The organism is Luteolibacter sp. Y139 (assembly GCF_038066715.1).
Taxonomy (GTDB): Bacteria; Verrucomicrobiota; Verrucomicrobiia; order Verrucomicrobiales; family Akkermansiaceae; genus Haloferula; species Haloferula soli.
The window spans coordinates 597,524-615,528 of the sequence record NZ_JBBUKT010000001.1; the positions used below are offsets into that span (position 1 = coordinate 597,524).

The 18,005-nt window shown below is 62.6% G+C and carries 9 protein-coding genes; 5 read left to right on the forward strand and 4 right to left on the reverse strand.

Annotated elements, in window-relative coordinates:
- Positions 1-120: 120 nt before the first annotated feature.
- Positions 121-4,719 (reverse strand): Ig-like domain-containing protein, encoded by a 4,599-nt coding sequence (locus WKV53_RS02620; RefSeq protein WP_341402789.1) that lies wholly within the window; start codon positions 4,717-4,719, stop codon positions 121-123.
- A 171-nt stretch (positions 4,720-4,890) separates the two neighbouring features.
- Positions 4,891-9,390, reverse strand: a complete 4,500-nt coding sequence (locus tag WKV53_RS02625) for an Ig-like domain-containing protein (RefSeq protein WP_341402790.1) — start codon at positions 9,388-9,390, stop codon at positions 4,891-4,893.
- Positions 9,391-9,685: 295 nt separating this feature from the next.
- On the opposite strand from WKV53_RS02625, the gene WKV53_RS02630 reads away from it, so the two are divergent.
- Genes WKV53_RS02630 through WKV53_RS02650 form a run of 5 tightly spaced genes read left to right on the forward strand, consistent with a single transcriptional unit; the run spans position 9,686 to position 14,217 of the window.
- Positions 9,686-10,159, forward strand: a complete 474-nt coding sequence (locus WKV53_RS02630; RefSeq protein WP_341402791.1) for a (2Fe-2S)-binding protein — start codon at positions 9,686-9,688, stop codon at positions 10,157-10,159.
- Positions 10,156-12,294: a xanthine dehydrogenase family protein molybdopterin-binding subunit gene (locus WKV53_RS02635; RefSeq protein WP_341402792.1), complete on the forward strand. Its 2,139-nt coding sequence runs from the start codon at positions 10,156-10,158 to the stop codon at positions 12,292-12,294. The genes WKV53_RS02630 and WKV53_RS02635 overlap by 4 nt, the downstream gene beginning before the upstream one ends.
- A gap of 12 nt (positions 12,295-12,306) precedes the next feature.
- Positions 12,307-12,903, forward strand: a complete 597-nt coding sequence (locus WKV53_RS02640) for a hypothetical protein (protein WP_341402793.1) — start codon at positions 12,307-12,309, stop codon at positions 12,901-12,903.
- Between the two features lie 43 nt (positions 12,904-12,946).
- Positions 12,947-13,501 (forward strand): GNAT family N-acetyltransferase, encoded by a 555-nt coding sequence (locus tag WKV53_RS02645; protein WP_341402794.1) that lies wholly within the window; start codon positions 12,947-12,949, stop codon positions 13,499-13,501.
- Positions 13,498-14,217, forward strand: coding sequence for a GNAT family N-acetyltransferase (locus WKV53_RS02650; RefSeq protein WP_341402795.1), 720 nt, complete (start codon positions 13,498-13,500; stop codon positions 14,215-14,217). Before WKV53_RS02645 ends, WKV53_RS02650 begins: the two co-directional genes overlap by 4 nt.
- Positions 14,218-14,227: 10 nt before the next feature.
- Here WKV53_RS02650 and WKV53_RS02655 read toward each other — a convergent pair whose 3' ends face one another.
- Both WKV53_RS02655 and WKV53_RS02660 read right to left on the reverse strand, forming a co-directional pair.
- On the reverse strand, positions 14,228-15,688 hold the full coding sequence (locus WKV53_RS02655) for a hypothetical protein (RefSeq protein ID WP_341402796.1): 1,461 nt from the start codon (positions 15,686-15,688) through the stop codon (positions 14,228-14,230).
- 29 nt (positions 15,689-15,717) lie between these two features.
- Positions 15,718-17,829, reverse strand: a complete 2,112-nt coding sequence (locus WKV53_RS02660; RefSeq protein ID WP_341402797.1) for a RecQ family ATP-dependent DNA helicase — start codon at positions 17,827-17,829, stop codon at positions 15,718-15,720.
- Between the last annotated feature and the right edge of the window lie 176 nt (positions 17,830-18,005).

Below are 18,005 nucleotides of genomic sequence, written 5' to 3' on the forward strand. Positions count from 1 at the left end.
TTCTATCAATTCCAAACCCCCGCGCAGCCCATCAAGTTGGGGATTCCCCTACAAGATTCTCGGAGCAGCACCGGGGAAAAGGGAAAGTTGCACGATTTCCCTCCCCTTCCCCGCTGAGACTCAGGGAGCCAAGGTCACCACCACCCGCCCGAAACGGCTCGGAGCGCCAGCCCCGGAATCGGAAATGGTCACCCGCTCCCAGTCGTCATCGATGCTCTCCACGACCGCCGTGCCGCTCGCATTCGCGAAATCAGCCAGCGTCGCCCCGAACTGCGCCGTGTAGCTCAGCCCCGCCACACCCTTCCGCCGCAGGTACTGCAGCGAGAGCGTCGGCCCGCTTCCCACGATCATCCGCGGCAGCCCCGAGCCCGGGAGCACGGCGGGATTGTAGGTCGAGCGATCGGAGGCCGTCGGGTTGAGGTTGAAGGCAAACTCCAGCAGCTTGGCGATGCCATCACCGTCCTCGTCCGCGAGCTGCGAGGCCGCGGATCCGTTCACCCCGTGGCTGAGCGCCCACTCCTCGTACGTAGTCCGGAAGATCACCGAATAGTTCTCCGACGCATGGTTGCCGCTGCCCCCCGAATCGAGGACCGAGTTGTCAGGCAGCATCATCGTGACCGTCGACGCGGTCGGCTGCACCTGCACCGTGTAGGTATCATCACTGCCCGTCACGGAAAGGATCTGCCCTCCCGTGATGGAAATATCTCCGGCCACCAATCCTGTGACCGTCTCCGAGAAGCTCAGCGTTGCATTGAACGGTCCCCCGATCACCAGCGCGGGACCGCTCCACAATGGCAGCGGACGAAGCGACCGGATCTCCAGTCGATCGAGTCGCGTGCCATCGTCACGGCCATAGATTTCCATCGTGTGGGAACCTGCCGTCAGGTTGAAGATCGTCGGATTCGTCGCCGGAGCCCGCGAGCTGTTCGCCACATCCCACAGGAATTGCAACGAGCCCACCTGGCCCGCCGTTTGATTCGTGTGCCAGTCGGAAGGCGTCGCACCGTCGAAGCCGATGTAGAGCGAGTCGCTGCTCTGGTCATCGGACCTCACCAGACCGTGCACAAGGTACTGGCCGGTCCGCGGAATGATCACGTTGTAGCTGATCTTCAGCGCCGTGTTCAGCGTCGTCACCCCGGCTCTGCTGTCCTGCGGCACCCACACGTAATTCCCGCCACTGGCTGAGGCATCTGCCACCTGGACGAATCCTCCGGTGATGGTCCCGCTCTCGGCCTCGAATACCGTGCGCCACGGCACGAACATTGTCGAAGCCACCTTGCCTTCGCCCATCACGTTGCCCGCCAAGTCGGTCACCGCCCCATCACGCAGCTCCAATCCCACCGCACCGGATACCGACGGGGTCACTGTGATCGTGTAGGCCGCGCCATTCGGAACGATCGATCCGAGCGTGCCATTGATCACCGTGAAGTCCGCGGCATTCAAGCCCGTCACCGCCTCGCCGAAATTCAGGCTGACCTGGAATGACCCGTTCACCTGCGCCGGCACGCTCGTGAACACCGGCACCGGTGGCTGGTTATCGACATATCCCACCGCGAGCGCGGAAGATGCCCGGCTGCCAAGGCCATCCGGATTCACCGCATCGGCCGGCACCGACACGGTCACATTCGCCGCCGTCGGTGAAATACGAGCCACATAGTAGTAGCCCTTGCCCCGCAGGCCGGTGACCGTGCCACCCGTAACTTGCAGGTCGCTCGCCGTAAAATCCGTCACATCGTAGTCGAATACCACCGTGACATCGAAGGGACCGCTGACCGTGGCGGATGGACCCGCGATCTGGCAGCGAGCCCTCCGGTGACCCACCAGGCCGGTGTAGGTCTGCGACGCCGTGCTATTCGGCCACGTGCCGCTCGTCATCTGCGTCCAGTTCGTCGCGTCGGTGCTGTACTCCACCTTGTATGCCTTGATTCTCCCGTTCTGGGAATTCTGGCGCGGCGTGTAAATGAAGCCACCCACGCTGCGCAGCGACCCCAGGTCGATCGTGATGAAGTGCGGGCCGACTGGATCGGGGCCACCCCACTCGGTGTGCCAGAAGGTATTCGGGTCACCATCGATCGCGCGGGTCGCGGGAGCCATCTCATTCACCGTCTCCTCGCTATCGACCTGATAGACGGAGAGCACGGAAATCGGGATGGCAGCGCCATCGCCGCCGAGAATGCTGAACTCGCCCACCGAGCTCCACGCATTGCCATTTACCTCCGTGTCAGCAGCGGTGGTTCCCGCAGTCAGCTTCACGTAGCGCGCCATCGGCGACGCAGGCGTCAGGATGAATTCCGCGCTATTGAGACCCTGGAGATAATCGTGCACCAAAGTCACCGCCTTCTGATCCACCACATTCTTCGCCAGCGGCGGCATCGCGGCCCCGTTGTTCACATTCGACATCCGCACATGGACTGCGGAGAGATCCGCATCACCCGGCTTCATGTAGCGGCCATTCGGACCGAGATCGAAGTGGCCTTGGATGACCCCGTTCACCAGCCCCTGCACCTTCAGCGGCGTCCCCAGCCGTGCATCGAAATACGGCACGGTCGATCCCGGCTGGTGGCAATGCGAGCAGTTCGAGTCGAGATACGAGCGCACGCGATGCTCGATCGGTGCGGTGGTGTCGTCGATCGCCCGGGCTTCGATGAAGTTCTCGATCTGCGCCGCTGTCAGCGTCACATCGAACATCCCGAGCGCATTGAAAGTGGCGAGCTGGTTGGCGTCGCGCCCGGTCGCATTGTAATGGAAGGTCTTGTTTAGCGCGTGCGTCCGCACACCAAGCGCCTGCCCCGCAGCCGCATTGTGGCAGAGCAAGCAATCGGCACGCGACGGGTAGCTCCAGTTCCGCGTCTCCACCCCGCCACCGGCAAGGGCCACATTGTAGCTCTCCGAAAGCCCGCTCGTCATGAGCTCGGCATCCGTGCCCGCGGCGTTCCACTTGTAGGTGACGCCATACTTCCCGCCCGCATCCGTACAGATCAGGAAGCGCGTCTCGAGCCGCTTCACCGACGCCGGATTGTTCTCGTCCAGCGCCACTTCGAAGTGCTTCACGAAGACGGTGCCGGCAGGGAACACCCAGTTCCCCTCCTCGCTGAAGGTGATCTTCTCCGCCGCCGTGTTATGGGAGCCGTCATTCGGCAGGATGATCCAGCGCTTCTTCGCCGCGGCATCCGACCACAGCGGATTCGCCACGCTGTAGGGAATCACACCCGCAGCCGTCGTGAGCGTCGCGAGATTGGTGAAGACACCCGTCTGCGAAAGGAACTGCGGCGGCTCATTGGCGATGCCGGCAGTGGTCAGCTTGCGAATGGTGCCGCCGGCATTGTTGGTCCCATTGAGATCCATCAGATAGACCTCGCCCGCACTGTCCGTGCAGAAGTTCCCCAGCCCCGCCTTGTCGCCGGTATGGAAGCCGCTGACGATCTCCTCCACCACCGGCGCGCCGCCACCGCTGTCGAGCGTGGCAGTCCAGATCCGTCCCCGCACGTGATCACCGAAGAGCAGCTTGCCGCCGAGCAGGCTATTCCACTTCGCCCCGCGGTAGCGCATGCCACCGATGATGCAGCTACCCTCGCTGTGCGAATAATCGTACCCCGGGATTTCCTGCGTCCCGATCACCGGCGCTGGAACCGCACCCGGTCCATTGATCGAGCCCTCCTTGAATCCCCACTGCGCATTGCTGCCCTTGGGCGCGCGGGTCATTTCCTCGCGCGAACCTTCGCCCACGTCGCCGATCCAGATGTCACCATTCGTGGCATCGTAGTGCATCGTGTGCGGACTGCGCAGGCCGAGCGACCAATACTCCTCCAGCCGCGAGCCACCCGCATCGAGCCACGGATTGTCGTTAGGAATCCCATAGCCCTGCGAGAAGCTCGCGGGCCAACCGGCCGGCTTGTTGGTCGGGCTCTGCGGTTGACGCCGGATCGCATGCGACTTGGTCGGGTCGTTGTTGACGTCGATCCGGAAGACCCCGCTGAAGAGACCCCAGTCCAGGCGCTGCGTGCGGCTGAGCGCACCATCGGCACCGTTCAATCCTCCACCCTCGGCACTGTCGCCACCATCACCACAGTCGACGTAAAGGAAGCCGTCGTTGCCGAAGAACATCGCACCGCCATTGTGCCAGCGGCAGCGGTCATACTGGTTGATCAGCACATACTCACTCGCCGGATCGAGCGTGCCGCTCGCCGGCTGCCACGTGAACCGCGAGACGCGCCAGAAGCTATGATTCGCATCGGCCCCGGAAAGCGCCGGCTTGTTGTTGTAGCAGACGTAGACGTAGTTCGCGTTCGGCGATCCCGATTGCCCGAATTGCGGATGGAACACCGCCGAGTAAAACCCCTGGTCCTCCGAGGACTGCGTGTTCGCCACCCACTCCAGCACCTTCACCACCTGGCCCTGCGTCACCGCCGGGTTGTTGTCGAAGCGCCACAGCTGCCCGTTCTTCCCGACCAGCAGGAACTGGTTCGTCCCCGGAATCTCCCTCATCGAAAGCGGATCCACGAACGTCAGGTTCGGGAACGCGTTCACCGCCTGCCACCCGCTCACGGAGCCGGGAGCCGACTGGGGAAAGGTGTTGTTGAAAAAGGCACCGACCGCTTGGGGCGCATCGAGCCCTCCCGTCTGAGCGGCTGCATGCGACGGAAAGCCCGTCCACAAACATGCCGCGACCAGGAGAGTGGTTCGAGCGAGCCCCCGGCTTCTGGGTTTCTCCGGGATCATGCGGAAGTGACTAGCGAACCCCCTGTGACCTTTCAAAAGATTTCCTGCGCTTGCCTGCCACTCAATGGGGTAGGGTTCCTACGCAAGGCGCGGCCAACACGCCCGGCGCAAGGCTTCCCGGGCGAACCGGCGCTTCGGTCCGGTTCACCCGTTACAAAATCGTCACCCGATTTAGGGCGCTGCCAAGGTCACCAGCACCCGCCCGAAGCGCTTCGTGGCACCCGGTGCACCGGAATCCGGAATGGTCACCCTCTCCCAATCCGCATCGAGACTTTCGACCAAGGGAACTCCGATCGCATTGGTAAAGACACCCGGCGAGGACCCGAACTGCGGCGTGTAGGTCAATCCCGTGTCCCCCTTCCGGCGGATGTACTGGAGGGTTAGCACCGGACCGGGAGCCAGGAACATCCGCGGCAGCCCCGAGGCAGGAAGCAGCGCCGGATTGTAGATCGACACCTTGGCCTTCGTCGGGTCGAGGTTGAAGGCGAACTCCAACAGCTTTGGAATACCGTCCCCGTCCTCATCCGCCAGTTGCGTCCCCGCCAAGCCGTCCAAGCCATGGAGCGCAGCCCATTGCTGGTAGGCACTGGAACCCACCACGAGGATCGAGTTCGAGGCGAAGTTCCCCGCACCAGTGCCACTGGTGACCGTATTCTGAGCGAGCGAGATCGTCATCACGGGAGCTAGTGGCGTCAGGGATACCGTGTAGCTGCTCCCCGAGCCATTCACCGCCGTCACGGTGGCACCGCTCACGGCGAAGTCGCCGATACCAAGACCCGTCACGCTTTCAGAAAATTCCAGCGTCGCTTGGAACGGGCCATCCACACCTCCCGTCGGTCCAGTGAGAGCGGCGAATGGACGCACGCTCTCCAGCTCCAGGCGAGCCAGGCGGGTCCCATCATCGCGGCCATACACCGTCACCGTGTGTTGGCCCGCCGTTAGATTCAGCACCACCGGATCCGCCCCCCCGAAGTTGCTCACCAGATCCCACACGTAGGCCGAGCCGAGCGGGTTGGCGTCCCATTGATAGACCGTGCCCGCCGCCTGGTTGCCGTCGATCTCGATCCAGAAGGAATCCGAGCTGCTGCTCGCCGGACGAACCAATCCGCGCAAGCGCCACTGCCCGGCATACGGCACCACGAAGCGATACTCCGCCCGATGCTGCGTCTTCACCGGCAGCAATTGGTTGTTCGGGTAATCGCCATCCGGCAGCACCATGTAATGCCCCACCGGCGAACCCGCACTGGTGACGATCTGCATGCCACCGCCGATGTAGAAATACTCGTTGGCATTTCGAGCCAGCAACCGGGTGAAGTTCACCGTCGTCGCCGCGGTACCCGTCGAAGGATTGCCCGCGATGTCCGTGACCGCGCCGTCCGCCACGCGGACCATCACCGCGCCTTCCGCAGTCGCGGTGAGATTCAGCACATACTCGTCACCGTCCGGCACGATCGTATTCAGCGTGGCATTCGTCAGCACCAGATCCGGCGCGGCAAACCCTGTCACCGGCTCGCCGAAGCTCAGGTGGAGCAGGAAGGCTCCCGACACCTGCACCGGCATTCCCGTGAGCACGGCAGCCGGCGGAACAAGGTCCTCATAGCTGATGCCGAGCGAGTTCGATGCCCGGCTACCGAGACCGCCGAGATTCGCCTTGTCCGCCGGCACGCTTACCGTCACCGATGGCTGGATCGGCGAGATACTAGCCACGTAGTAGTAGCCCTTGCCACGCAATCCGGTCACGGTGCCTCCGGCCACCTGAACATCGGCTGCCGTGAAATCCGCGACGTCCATGTCGAACACGATGGTCACGTCGAAAGGCCCGTTCACCGCCCCGACCGGCCCGCCGATGTGGCAGCGCGCCTTGCGTTTCCCGGCCAGACCATCGAAGCGCTGCGCGGCATTGCTGTTCGGCCACGTGCCGTGGTCGATCTGCGTCCACGTCTCCATGTCGTTGCTGTAATGCACGTCGTAGCTGGCAATGCGGCCGTTCTGGTCGGTGACCGGCCCGCCCACCGGCTGCTGCCGCGGTGTGTAAACGAAGCCACCAATCGAACGCACCGAGCCCAGGTCGATGCCGACGTAGTTGGGATTCAGCGGCCCCAGGCCGGTGCCCTCCCACGCGGTGTGCCAAAAGCTGTCGATATTGCCATCGATGATCCGGGACGCCGGCGAATAGGCATCCACCAGCTCCTCGCTGTTCACGAAGGCGATCGATTGCTCCGAGATCGGGATTGGCACGCCATTCCCATCCAGCACGGAAAACTCACCCACCGAGGTGAAGTCATAGCCATGCACCTCGCTATAGGCGGAGAGCATGATGTAGCGCGCCTGTGGCGACGGGGTGAGCGTGAACTCCTCCGCGGTCAGGCTTTCCAGATACTCCTGCAAGAGATCCACCGCCTTCTGATCCACCACGTTCTTCGCCAGCGGTGGCATCGCCGCACCATTGCCCACGTTCGAGAGCCGCACGTGCAGCGCGGAAAGCTCCGGATCACTCGGCTTCAAATAGCGCCCATCGGGACCCATCGAGAAATGCCCCTGGATCATCCCGTTGATCAGCCCCTGCACATTCAGCGGGGTGCCAAGACGAGCGTCGAAGTAACTCACCGGCCCACCCGGCCGATGACAGTGCGAGCAATTCGAATCGAGATACGATCGCACCCGGTGCTCCAGCGGCGCGGTCTCGTCATCAAGCGAGCGGGCCTCGATGAAATTCGCCAGATCCTCCGCGGTCAGCGTCTGGTCGAACATCCCGAGCTCATTGAAAGTCTCGAGCTGGTTCGCATCACGGCCGGTGAGGTTGTAGTGGAAGCTGCGGTTCAGCGAATGCGTGCGTACCCCGAGTGCCTGGCCCGAAGCCGCATTGTGGCAAAGCAAGCACTGCGCGCGCGAGGGATAGCTCCAGGTCCGTGTCTCCGTGCCGCCACCGGCGAGAGCCACATTATAGGTCTCGTCCACGCCGCTCGTCAGTAGCACAGCATCTGTGCCCGCGGCATTCCACTTGTAGGTGACTCCGTATTTCCCTCCGCCCGCGGTGCAGATCAGGAAGCGCGTCTCCAGCCGCTTCACCGCCGCCGGATTGTTCTCATCCGTCCCGATCTCGAAGTGCTTCACGAAGACCGTGCCAGCAGGAAACACCCAGTTCCCCTCCTCACTGAAAACGATGTCCTCGTGCGGCGTGTCATGCGTCCCATCATTCGGCAGGATCATCCAGCGCTTCTTCGCCGCGCCATCCGACCACAGTGGATTCGCCACGTCATACGGGATCACCCCCTGCGCCGTCTGCAGCGTGGCCAGATTGGTGAAAACCCCGGTCTGGGAAAGCAGCGCTGGCGGCTCCACCGACACACCGGCAGTGGTGAGCTTCAGGATCGTCCCGCCGTCCTGATTCGTGCCGTTGAGGTTCATCATGTAGACCTCGCCCGTGGAGTCGGTGCAGAAGTTCGCGAGCCCGGCCTTGTTGCCCACGATGAATCCACCGCTCACCAATTCCTCGATGACCGGCGCGCCACCGCCCGAATCCAGCGTGGCACTCCACACCTCGCCGGTCAGGTGATCGCCATACAAAACCTTCCCGCCGAGCAGGCTGTTCCATTTCGCGCCGCGATAGCGCATGCCACCGATGATGCACCCGCCAACGTCCCGGCCGTAATCCACCAACGGCACCTGATCCACGCCAATCAACGGCACCGGCTTCGCCTTTGGTCCAGCCACCGTGCCTTCCTGATAGCCCCACTGCGCATTCGCGCCCGCAGCGGTCACGCGCGTCAGTTCCTCTCGCGTCCCCTGCCCTACATCGCCGACGTAGATGTCACCGGTCACCGCATCGTAGTGCATCGTGTGCGGACTGCGGAAACCGATCGCATAAAACTCTTCCAGCACGTTGCCCGGGTTCTGCCATGGGTTGTTGTTGGGAATCCCGTAGCCCTGTGTGCTGCTCTGCGGCCATCCCACCGGCTTGCCCCAGATCGGATCTTCGACCGGTTGGCGGGCGATCGCATGCGACTTCGCCGGGTCGTTGTTCACGTCGATGCGGAGAATCCCGCTCAACAGGCCTTGGTCGATGTGCTGGCTGGTGTTGTTGCTATCGATCCACTCGCTGCCATCGCCGACCACCGTGTAGAGAAAACCATCCGTTCCGAAGAAGATGCCGCCGCCATTGTGCCAGCGGTGCGGATCATACTGGTTGATCAGCACCATCTCGCTCGCCGGATCGATCGTCCCGCTCCCCGGCAGCCACGTGAATCGCGACAGCCGCCAGTAGCTATGATCCGCATCCGCACCGGCCAGCGCCGGCTTGTGACTGTAGGTCACGTAGACGTAGTTCGCGTTCGGCGAACCCACTTGCCCGAACTGCGGATGGAACGCCAGACGGTAGAAGCCCTGGTCCTCGGAGGTCTGCGTCTTCGCCGATACATCCAGCACCTTCACCACCTGCTCCTGGGTCACCGCCGGATTGTTGGGAAATCGCCAGAGCTGTCCGTTTTTCCCCACCAGCAGGAACTCATTGGTGCCCGGGATCTCCGCCAGCCACATCGGATCGATGAACGTCAGGTTCGGGAAAGCGTTCTGACTCGTCCACCCGGTCGCCGATCCCGGCGCAGTCGCGGGAAAGACGCCATTGAAGTACGCGCCAACCGGCTGCGGCGCATCCAGTCCGCCAGCAAACACGGACGAAATGCATAATGCCAAGGCAAGGCAACGGGAGAGAAACCGGGGGGAGGATTGGGGGGATCCTCCCGCTCGGGGGGTGAGCGGGATCATGAATTGAAAATTAACAACTTCCGACGAACTGATCAACTCGGAATCCCGTCCTTACGCGATCGCGTTAGCGGTCAGTTACCCATTTCCAACGCTCCGCCAATCGGTTGTGAGCCTCCCGGCCACCCCAAAAAACGCTCCACCGATTCGCTGGAAAACTTCCCCTTCTGCTCCATCGTGCCGGATTCCCGAAAAATTTCCCGCCATGATCTCCCTCAAAGTGAACCAACAGGATCACGCCGTGGATGCGGATCCTTCCACTCCCCTGCTCTGGGTACTGCGCGACCTCCTGCATCTCACCGGCACCAAATTCGGCTGCGGCATGGCCCAGTGCGGCGCCTGCACCGTCCACCTCGATGGCGAGGCCGTCCGCTCCTGCGTCACCCCCGTTTCCCGCGCCATCGGGAAAAGCATCACCACCATCGAGGGCATCTCCACCGATGCCCTCGGCAAGGCCCTTCAGGACGCCTGGATCGCCGAGGACGTCCCGCAGTGTGGCTACTGCCAATCCGGTCAAATCATGTCCGCCGCCGTGCTCCTTCGCGAGAAGGCCGATCCCACCGATGAGGACATCGACCTCGCCATGAGCGGCAATATCTGTCGCTGCGGCACCTACCAGCGCATCCGCTGCGCCATCCATCGTGCGGCCACCGCCAAGGCGAAGGGAGGTGCCAAGTGAACACCACCTCTCTCGGTCGCCGCCGCTTCCTCGCCTCCACCGGCGGCCTCGTCCTCGGCTTCTTCGTCCCGCTGCCAAAGCGCGCAGCAGCCGCCGACTCCCCACCCGGCAAACCCGCCGCGCTCCCCGCGCCCAATGCCTTCCTCCGCATCGGCGCCGATGGCCGCGTCACCGTCCTCCTCGCCCACTCCGAAATGGGCCAGGGCATCTGGACCACCCTGCCCATGCTCATCGCCGAGGAACTCGACGCCGATTGGTCAAAGGTCTCCGCCGAGCACGCACCGGCCGCTCCCCAGTATGCTCACACCGCCTTCGGCATGCAGATGACCGGCGGCTCAACGTCCACGCACTCCGAGTTCGATCGCTACCGGCAGGTCGGTGCCATGGCCAAGGCTATGCTCGTCCAAGCCGCCGCCACCAAATTCAAAGTGAAGCCCGACGACTGCCGCACCGAAAACGGCTTCGTCATCTCCGGCGACAAACGCGCCTCTTACGGCGAACTCGCTCAGGACGCCGCCCGCCTTCCCCTTCCCGGAAACGTCACGTTGAAGGACCCCAAGGACTGGAAAATCATCGGCAAGGCAACCAAGCGCCTCGATTGCCCCGACAAGATCAACGGCACCGCCATCTTCGGCATCGATGTCCATTTCGAGGGCCTGCTCACCGCCGTCGTCGCCCGCCCACCCGGCTTCGGTGCCTCGGTGAAATCCTTCGACGCCACCGCCGCCAAAAAGATCCCCGGCGTCCGCGAGGTCGTGCAAGTCCCCAGCGGCATCGCCGTCGTGGCCGATCACTTCTGGGCCGCCAAGCTCGGCCGCGATGCGCTCAAGGTGGAGTGGAACCCCGGCCCACCACTCGATAGCGCCACCATCCTCGAGGAGTTCCGCAAGCTCGCCGCCACCGAAGGCGCCGTCGCCGCCCAGGCCGGTGACCTGCCCGCTGCGAAAGGCACCAGGACCATCGATGCCGAGTTCTTCGTCCCCTACCTCGCCCACGCGACCATGGAGCCGCTCAATGCGACGGCCCGCATCACCGGCGACAAGGTGGAAATCTGGGCCGGCACCCAGTTCCAAACCATGGATCAACAGCTCGCCGCCAAGGCCGCGGGCGTGGAGCCATCGCAGGTCGAAGTCCACACCACCTTCCTCGGCGGCGGCTTCGGCCGTCGCGCCAATCCGACGTGCGACTTCGTCACCGATGCCGTCCACGTCGCCAAGGCCGTGAAGCAACCGGTCAAGGTCATGTGGACCCGCGAGGACGACATCCGCGGCGGCTACTACCGTCCGGCCTTCCTCCATCGCGCCTCGATCACGCTCGATGAAAGCGGCATGCCCGTCGGCTGGAAGCACACCATCGTCGGCCAATCCATCCTCGCTGGAGGCCCCTTCGAAGCGGCGATGGTGAAGAACGGCATCGATGCCACCTCGGTCGAAGGCGTCTCGGATTCGCCCTACCTCAAGTCCGTCCCGAATCACCGCGTCGATCTCCATTCGCCGAAGTATCCCATCACCGTCCTCTGGTGGCGTTCGGTCGGCCACAGCCACACCGGCTTCGTCATGGAAAGCCTCATCGACGAGCTCGCCCAAGCCGCCGGCAAGGATCCCGTCGAGTATCGCCGCGCCTTGCTAAAGGACCACCCACGCCACCTCGCCGCGCTCAATCTCGCCGCCGAAAAATCCGGTTGGGGCAAGCCCCTCCCCGAAGGCCACTTCCACGGCATCGCCGTCCACGAAAGCTTCGGCAGTACCGTCGCCGAAGTCGCCGAGGTCTCCGTCTCCAAGGACGGCATCCCCAAGGTCCACAAGGTCACCTGCGCCATCGACTGCGGCCTCGCCGTGAATCCCGATGGCGTGAAAGCCCAGATGGAATCCGGCATCATCTTCGGCCTCGGCGCGGTCCTTCACAGTGAGATCACCCTGGAGAAAGGCACCGTCAAACAACGCAACTTCCACGACTACCAGGTCGCCCGCATGCACGAGGGCCCCCTCATCGAAACCCACATCGTCCCCAGCACCGAAAAAATGGGCGGTGCCGGCGAATGCGGCGTCCCGCCCCTCGCCGCCGCCGTCTGCAACGCCATCGCCGCCGCCACCGGCAAGCGCGTCCGCGAATTACCCGTCCGCCAACTTGCTTAACACCACGGTCCCATGAATGCGAAATCCACCATTTCACTCCTCGGCGCGACCGCCGTGATTCTCGGCAGCTACACCTTCCACGCCTTCGGCCAGGACGAGGTCAAACCGAAGACCAAAGACCCCGCCGTCTCCAAAGCCGCCTTCCGCGAAGTCTACAAGGTCCTCATGCACCCGCGCTGCATGAACTGCCACCCCGCCGGCAAAGCCCCGCTCCAAGGCGACGACAGCCACCCGCACGCCATGAACGTCACCGCCGGGCCCGAAGGCAAAGGCATCTACGCTCTCAAATGCGCCAACTGCCACCAGCAAGCCAACCTCCCCGGCAACAACATGCCCCCCGGCAATCCCAACTGGCACCTCCCCCCGCGCAACATGCCCATGGTCTTCGAAGGCAAGTCCCCCACCGAGCTCGCCACCCAACTCAAGGACCCCAAGAAGAACGGCGGCAAAGACCTCGAGCAACTCTTCCACCACGTCAACGAGGACAAGCTCGTCCTCTGGGGCTGGAACCCCGGCGACGGCCGCACCCTTCCCCCTCTCACCCACGAGGAATTCACCAAGCAATTCCGCCTCTGGCTCGACCACGGCGCCGAGGTTCCGGATGCATGACATTGCCTCGATCATCACCGGTTGTTAGGGTGGCGTTGAACTCATGGAGTCCACCCTTCCCGCGCAAATCGAAAGCGATCGCCTGATCATCCGCGTCGCGCGACCGGGTGACGGCGCGGTGTTCCACGAGGCAATCACCGAGTCGTTGGCGCAACTCGCCCCATGGCTCGGCTGGGTAACACCGCCACCCACGCCCGAAGACTCGGAAAACTCCTGCCGCCGCGCTCACGAGAGATTCCTGCGCAACGAAGACCTGATGGCTTTCTTCTTCCTCAAGGACGGCCGCACACTCGTCGGAGGCAGCGGACTCCACGATGCGAATTGGGATCTCCGCCACTTCGAAGTTGGTTACTGGGGACGCAGTAGTTTCTCCGGAAAGGGACTGATCACGGAAGGTGTCCGTGCCTTGGCCGATCATGCCCTGCATCTATTGGGAGCAACCCGGGTCTTCCTCACCACTGACACTCTCAATGTCCAAAGCTGGAAACTCGCGGAGCGAGCTGGCTTCGAACTCGAAGGCATCCTCCGCAACGACCGGCGCAATCTCTCCGGCGGCTTGCGGGACACACGGGTCTATTCAAGGATTCGCCGCCCGTGAGCACCACTCCTCCGCACGACCTGAATCCACTCGGCCAGCCCGTCGGCTTTCCCGTCACCGGCTGGACCCCGCCACCGCCTCCTTCATCCGATCCGATGGAAGGCCGCTTCTGCCGCTTGGAGAAGCTGGATGCAAACCGTCACGCAGCATCACTCTACGCCGCCAACTCACACGATTCAGAAGGGCGGATGTGGACCTACCTCGGCTACGGCCCCTTCGAATCGGAAGACTCCTACCGCACCTGGGTCGATGAAGTGAGCCAGAAGAGCGATCCCCTCTTCTTCGCCATCGTCGACCGGCAAAGCGGCCAAGCCATCGGCGTCGCCAGCTACCTCCGGATCGACCCTCGCGCCGGCTCCATCGAAGTCGGTCACATCGCCTACTCGCCTCTGCTTCAAGGCACCACCATCGCAACCGAAGCGATGTTCCTCATGATGCAACGTGCCTTCGACCTCGGCTATCGTCGCTACGAATGGAAGTGCGACACCCTCAATGCCCCCTCACGCGCAGCAGCCCTGCGCCTCGGCTTCACCTTCGAAGGCATCTTCCGCCAAGCCATCATCGTCAAAGGCCGCAACCGCGACACCGCCTGGTTCTCCATCACCGACCAGGAATGGCCATCACACCGCGAAGCCTTCCACCGCTGGCTCGATCCCGCCAATTTCGACGAGCGAGGAAAGCAGTTCACAAAGCTCTCCGCCAGCGCTTCGACTTGAATGCGAGTCTTCACGGCGCAGGGAGATAGCGCACTTCTTCGACCCAATAGAAGCGCCGCCGCGCATCACTTCCCACATCGTCAAAACTAAATCGCAGAGGCGTCCCATCTCCCGCCTTGGACTCCACCACAAACGACTGCTTGAGATCGTCGCTTCGATGGAAGTGGTAGAAACAATTGGGCCGTCCCGAAACGCCGAACGACCCTCGTGCGCCGGGTCCCGACTCGAAGGTATTTTCCAACGTTTTCTGAGAGGCGGGAACAAGTGAGGAGAAATCTCCAATATAGATGCCCGAGCGACCACCTTGGAATGTTGCGTGAAAGGCAAACCGGTCACCATCCAAGGCATTGCGATCAATCATCACATCCGACAACACGCCGTCTTCCAGCTCGTTCCCAACGCTGAGCAAGCGCCGGAGCACTCCATCCCGATAAAGAATGATCGATCGCTTGCCATCTATCCCGCCCAGCAGCAGAAACGAGTTCCCATCGAGGCTATGGCGGTCGGCCTCAGTATCGGAAAACGCGTTCAAAAGCCCTCCATCAGGGAGAGTGTAACCTTGACGCGCGACGACAAACCAGCGCCCTCCTGACCACCCATAGATACCGGAATAGAAGTTACCAGCGTGATAATGCCACGCCTGAACCAGAAGCCGACGCCCATCGCCGTGAATGGCATCTACTCCTAAAATCGCCCCAGTGGGAAAAAGCGTATTGTACCCGGCCTCCAAGCTTTGAACCACGCCGAGATGTTGGCGGCGAAAGCGCGGCGGGTTGCTGCCATAGTGAAACGCAAATCCTTCCGCGTACACCGACCAATCGTAGGTAATCGGAACATTCTGCGGGCTCAAGCCTCCCGTCGCGTTGAGAAGCTTGAGCCCGTTGCTATCACAAGCAATCAACCACCCCCGGCCTCCCGAGTCAGCGAGAAGACGTGCCACCCGGCCGTCGTCGGTCAATCTAGCTTCGTTCCCGCTTGGCCACTCCAGGTTCTGGCCAGCCAGCGCATCGACGCCCGCATCAGAAATGAGAAGACTCAGGGTCCCTTGGGAGTATTGAATGACACCCGGAGACGAGGCTTGGGCGCCCGATATTTCAGTCTCCCACCATACGTTGCCATTTCGGATTAGCGGATGGGACATGCTGGTCACTGACATCGACACCTTTCCCTGTCCGTTCGGCAATTCAGTTTCGCCGCTGGTGGCGATCCGGCGCAGCGTCCCGCCAAGTTCTGCATTCAAAGAAAAGCGTTTGTACGCGCGCTCAAAAGAGAGAAAGGCCACGTCGGTTCCCGACAACGCAGGATTGAAGAATCCGCCGATCACATCAATCTGCCCAGGCAGCACCCCGTTAGAATCGATTACCTTGCGAAAGGTAATTCCCGCCGGCGGAGGAGCAGCCGCTGCAGCAGCCAACGTAACGCCCCATACTGTTAGGAGAAAGCGCAGGTCAGAACGTGAATCCAATCTCATAAGTACAATCCTCGCACTTGCAAAACATCTCACTGCCACTCCCTCAATACCTCCAAGAACACCGGCAAATAGCGCTGCGCCTTCGACTCGCCGATCCCGGGAACCGCCATCCCCTCCTGCGTGGTCTTAGGCCGGTAGCGGCACAGCGCTTCCAGCGTCTTGTTGCTGAAGATGACATACGGCGGCACGCTCTCGCGCTTGGCGATCCCCGCGCGCAGATCGCGGAGTGCCGCAAAGAGTTTCCCGTCAAAGCCCTGATCTGACAGCGACTCGACATGACCCGAGGAAGCCGACGGTGGCGGCCAGGCGAGGCGATACTTCGCCGCGCCACGCATCACTTTCTCTCCAAGCTCGGTAAGCGTGAGCAGCGGGTATTCGCCGCTATCCACCCGCACCAATCCCACATCGCCCATCGCCCGGAACAGCGCATTGAGATAGCCCGTGCCCTGCGTCTTCAGCATCCCGTAGGTGCTCAGCTGATCGAGACCTCCCGAAAGAATCTCCTGCGAGCGACTGCCGCACAGCATCTGCACGATCTTGCCGCGCCCGAACTTCCCTTCCCAGCCATGCGCTGACTTCCGCGACATGCGGGCGACGCCGCTGAGGGCCTTCCTGACGATCAGTTCCTCCTCGGCATCGGGAGCACGCCGTTCGTGGCTTTCCTCGCTGCGGCAGATGTCGCAGGTCCCACAAGGCTCGGCATCCTCCTCGCCGAAGTAGGCGAGGATCCACTGCTGGCGGCAGACGCGCGAATAGCAGAGCTCCACCATCGACTTCAGCTTGTCCCGGTCACGCCGATCCTTCTCCTCCAGCGCCTCTTCATCGATCTCCAGCGCCCGCGCGAACACATCCGGCTTCTTCAGCCGCGTCCCGCGCATCCGTTTCCCGGGCACATCGAAGCGCTCGATGTAACCCGCACGGGCAAGCGTAGCGAGCACGCTGCTAACCGACATCGAATTCCCAACCCCGGCACCTTCAGCGATGTCCTCGATGCTACGATGAATCTCGTACTCCTTGTCAGCGCTGTTGAGCAGATACTGATAGACCTCCCGGATCGTCTGCGCGCTGGGATTCGCGCCATCGATGAAAAACTCCTGCGTCCGCGTGTCGGCGTAGTTGAAAAGCAGCTCGCAGGAAGCCGCCTCGCCATCACGACCCGCACGCCCCGCTTCCTGATAGTAGGCCTCCACGCTGCCGGGCACCTCGAAGTGAATCACGAAGCGCACATCGGAACGGTCGATGCCCATGCCGAAGGCATTCGTCGCCACCGCCACATCCGCCTTCTTCGCGAGGAAGATGTTCTGCGCGTCGCTCCGCTCGGCATCACTCATGCCACCATGGTAGGCCACCGACTTGAGCCGCCACGAAGCCAGCACCTCGGCCACCTCCTCCACTTTCTTTCGCGTCGCGCAATAGATGATGCCCGTCTTGTGCGCACCGATGATATCGCGGATGCGGTCGTACTTCTGCTGCTTCTTCTCAACCGCCGTGATCGCCAGCGAAAGGTTCGGCCGCGAGAAACCACTGACCACCTCGAAGGGCTCGCGCAGCTTCAGCACCTCCAGAATATCGGCTCTAACAACCGGCGTCGCAGTCGCCGTCAGCGCCACGCACTGCGGCCGCCCGATCTTGTCGAGCGCCTTGCCCAGCCGCATGTAGTCCGGCCGGAAATCATGTCCCCACTGGCTGAGGCAGTGCGCCTCATCCACCGCGAATAGCGAAACCTCCACGCCCTTCAACGCGCTCAGGAAAGACTCTGCGCGGAACCTCTCCGGCGCCACATAGACCAGCTTCCACTTCCCCGTCCTCATCCCGTCCAGACGCTCCTTCTGTTCCTCCCACGGCACCGTGGAATTGATCAGCGTCGCCGGGATGTCCTTTGCCACCAAGGCATCCACCTGATCCTTCATCAGCGCGATCAACGGCGAAACCACCAGCGTCACCCCTTCGAAGCACAGCGCCGGCAACTGGTAGCATAGCGACTTCCCCCCACCCGTCGGCATCACCACCAGGCCATCCCGCCCCGAGGTGATCTGCTCGATCACCCGGTCCTGCCCATCGAGAAAGCCCCCATGCCCGAAATGCTTCTTCAGCGCCTCAAGCGGTGTCTGGACGAGAACTTTAGCGGGCACAGCAGGCACGGAATGTGTTCAGATGAACGGAATCCACACCACGGGTCAAGCAGGGGTTCCCTCAAAAACCCTCAAGAGCCCAACCACGCGGAAATCAACTCGAACAGCCAGGACACCCCAAACGCAACCGCCACGATCAAGAGCAGCCCGAACTCCGGAAACGCTGCCGGCGTGAGCCCGTAGCG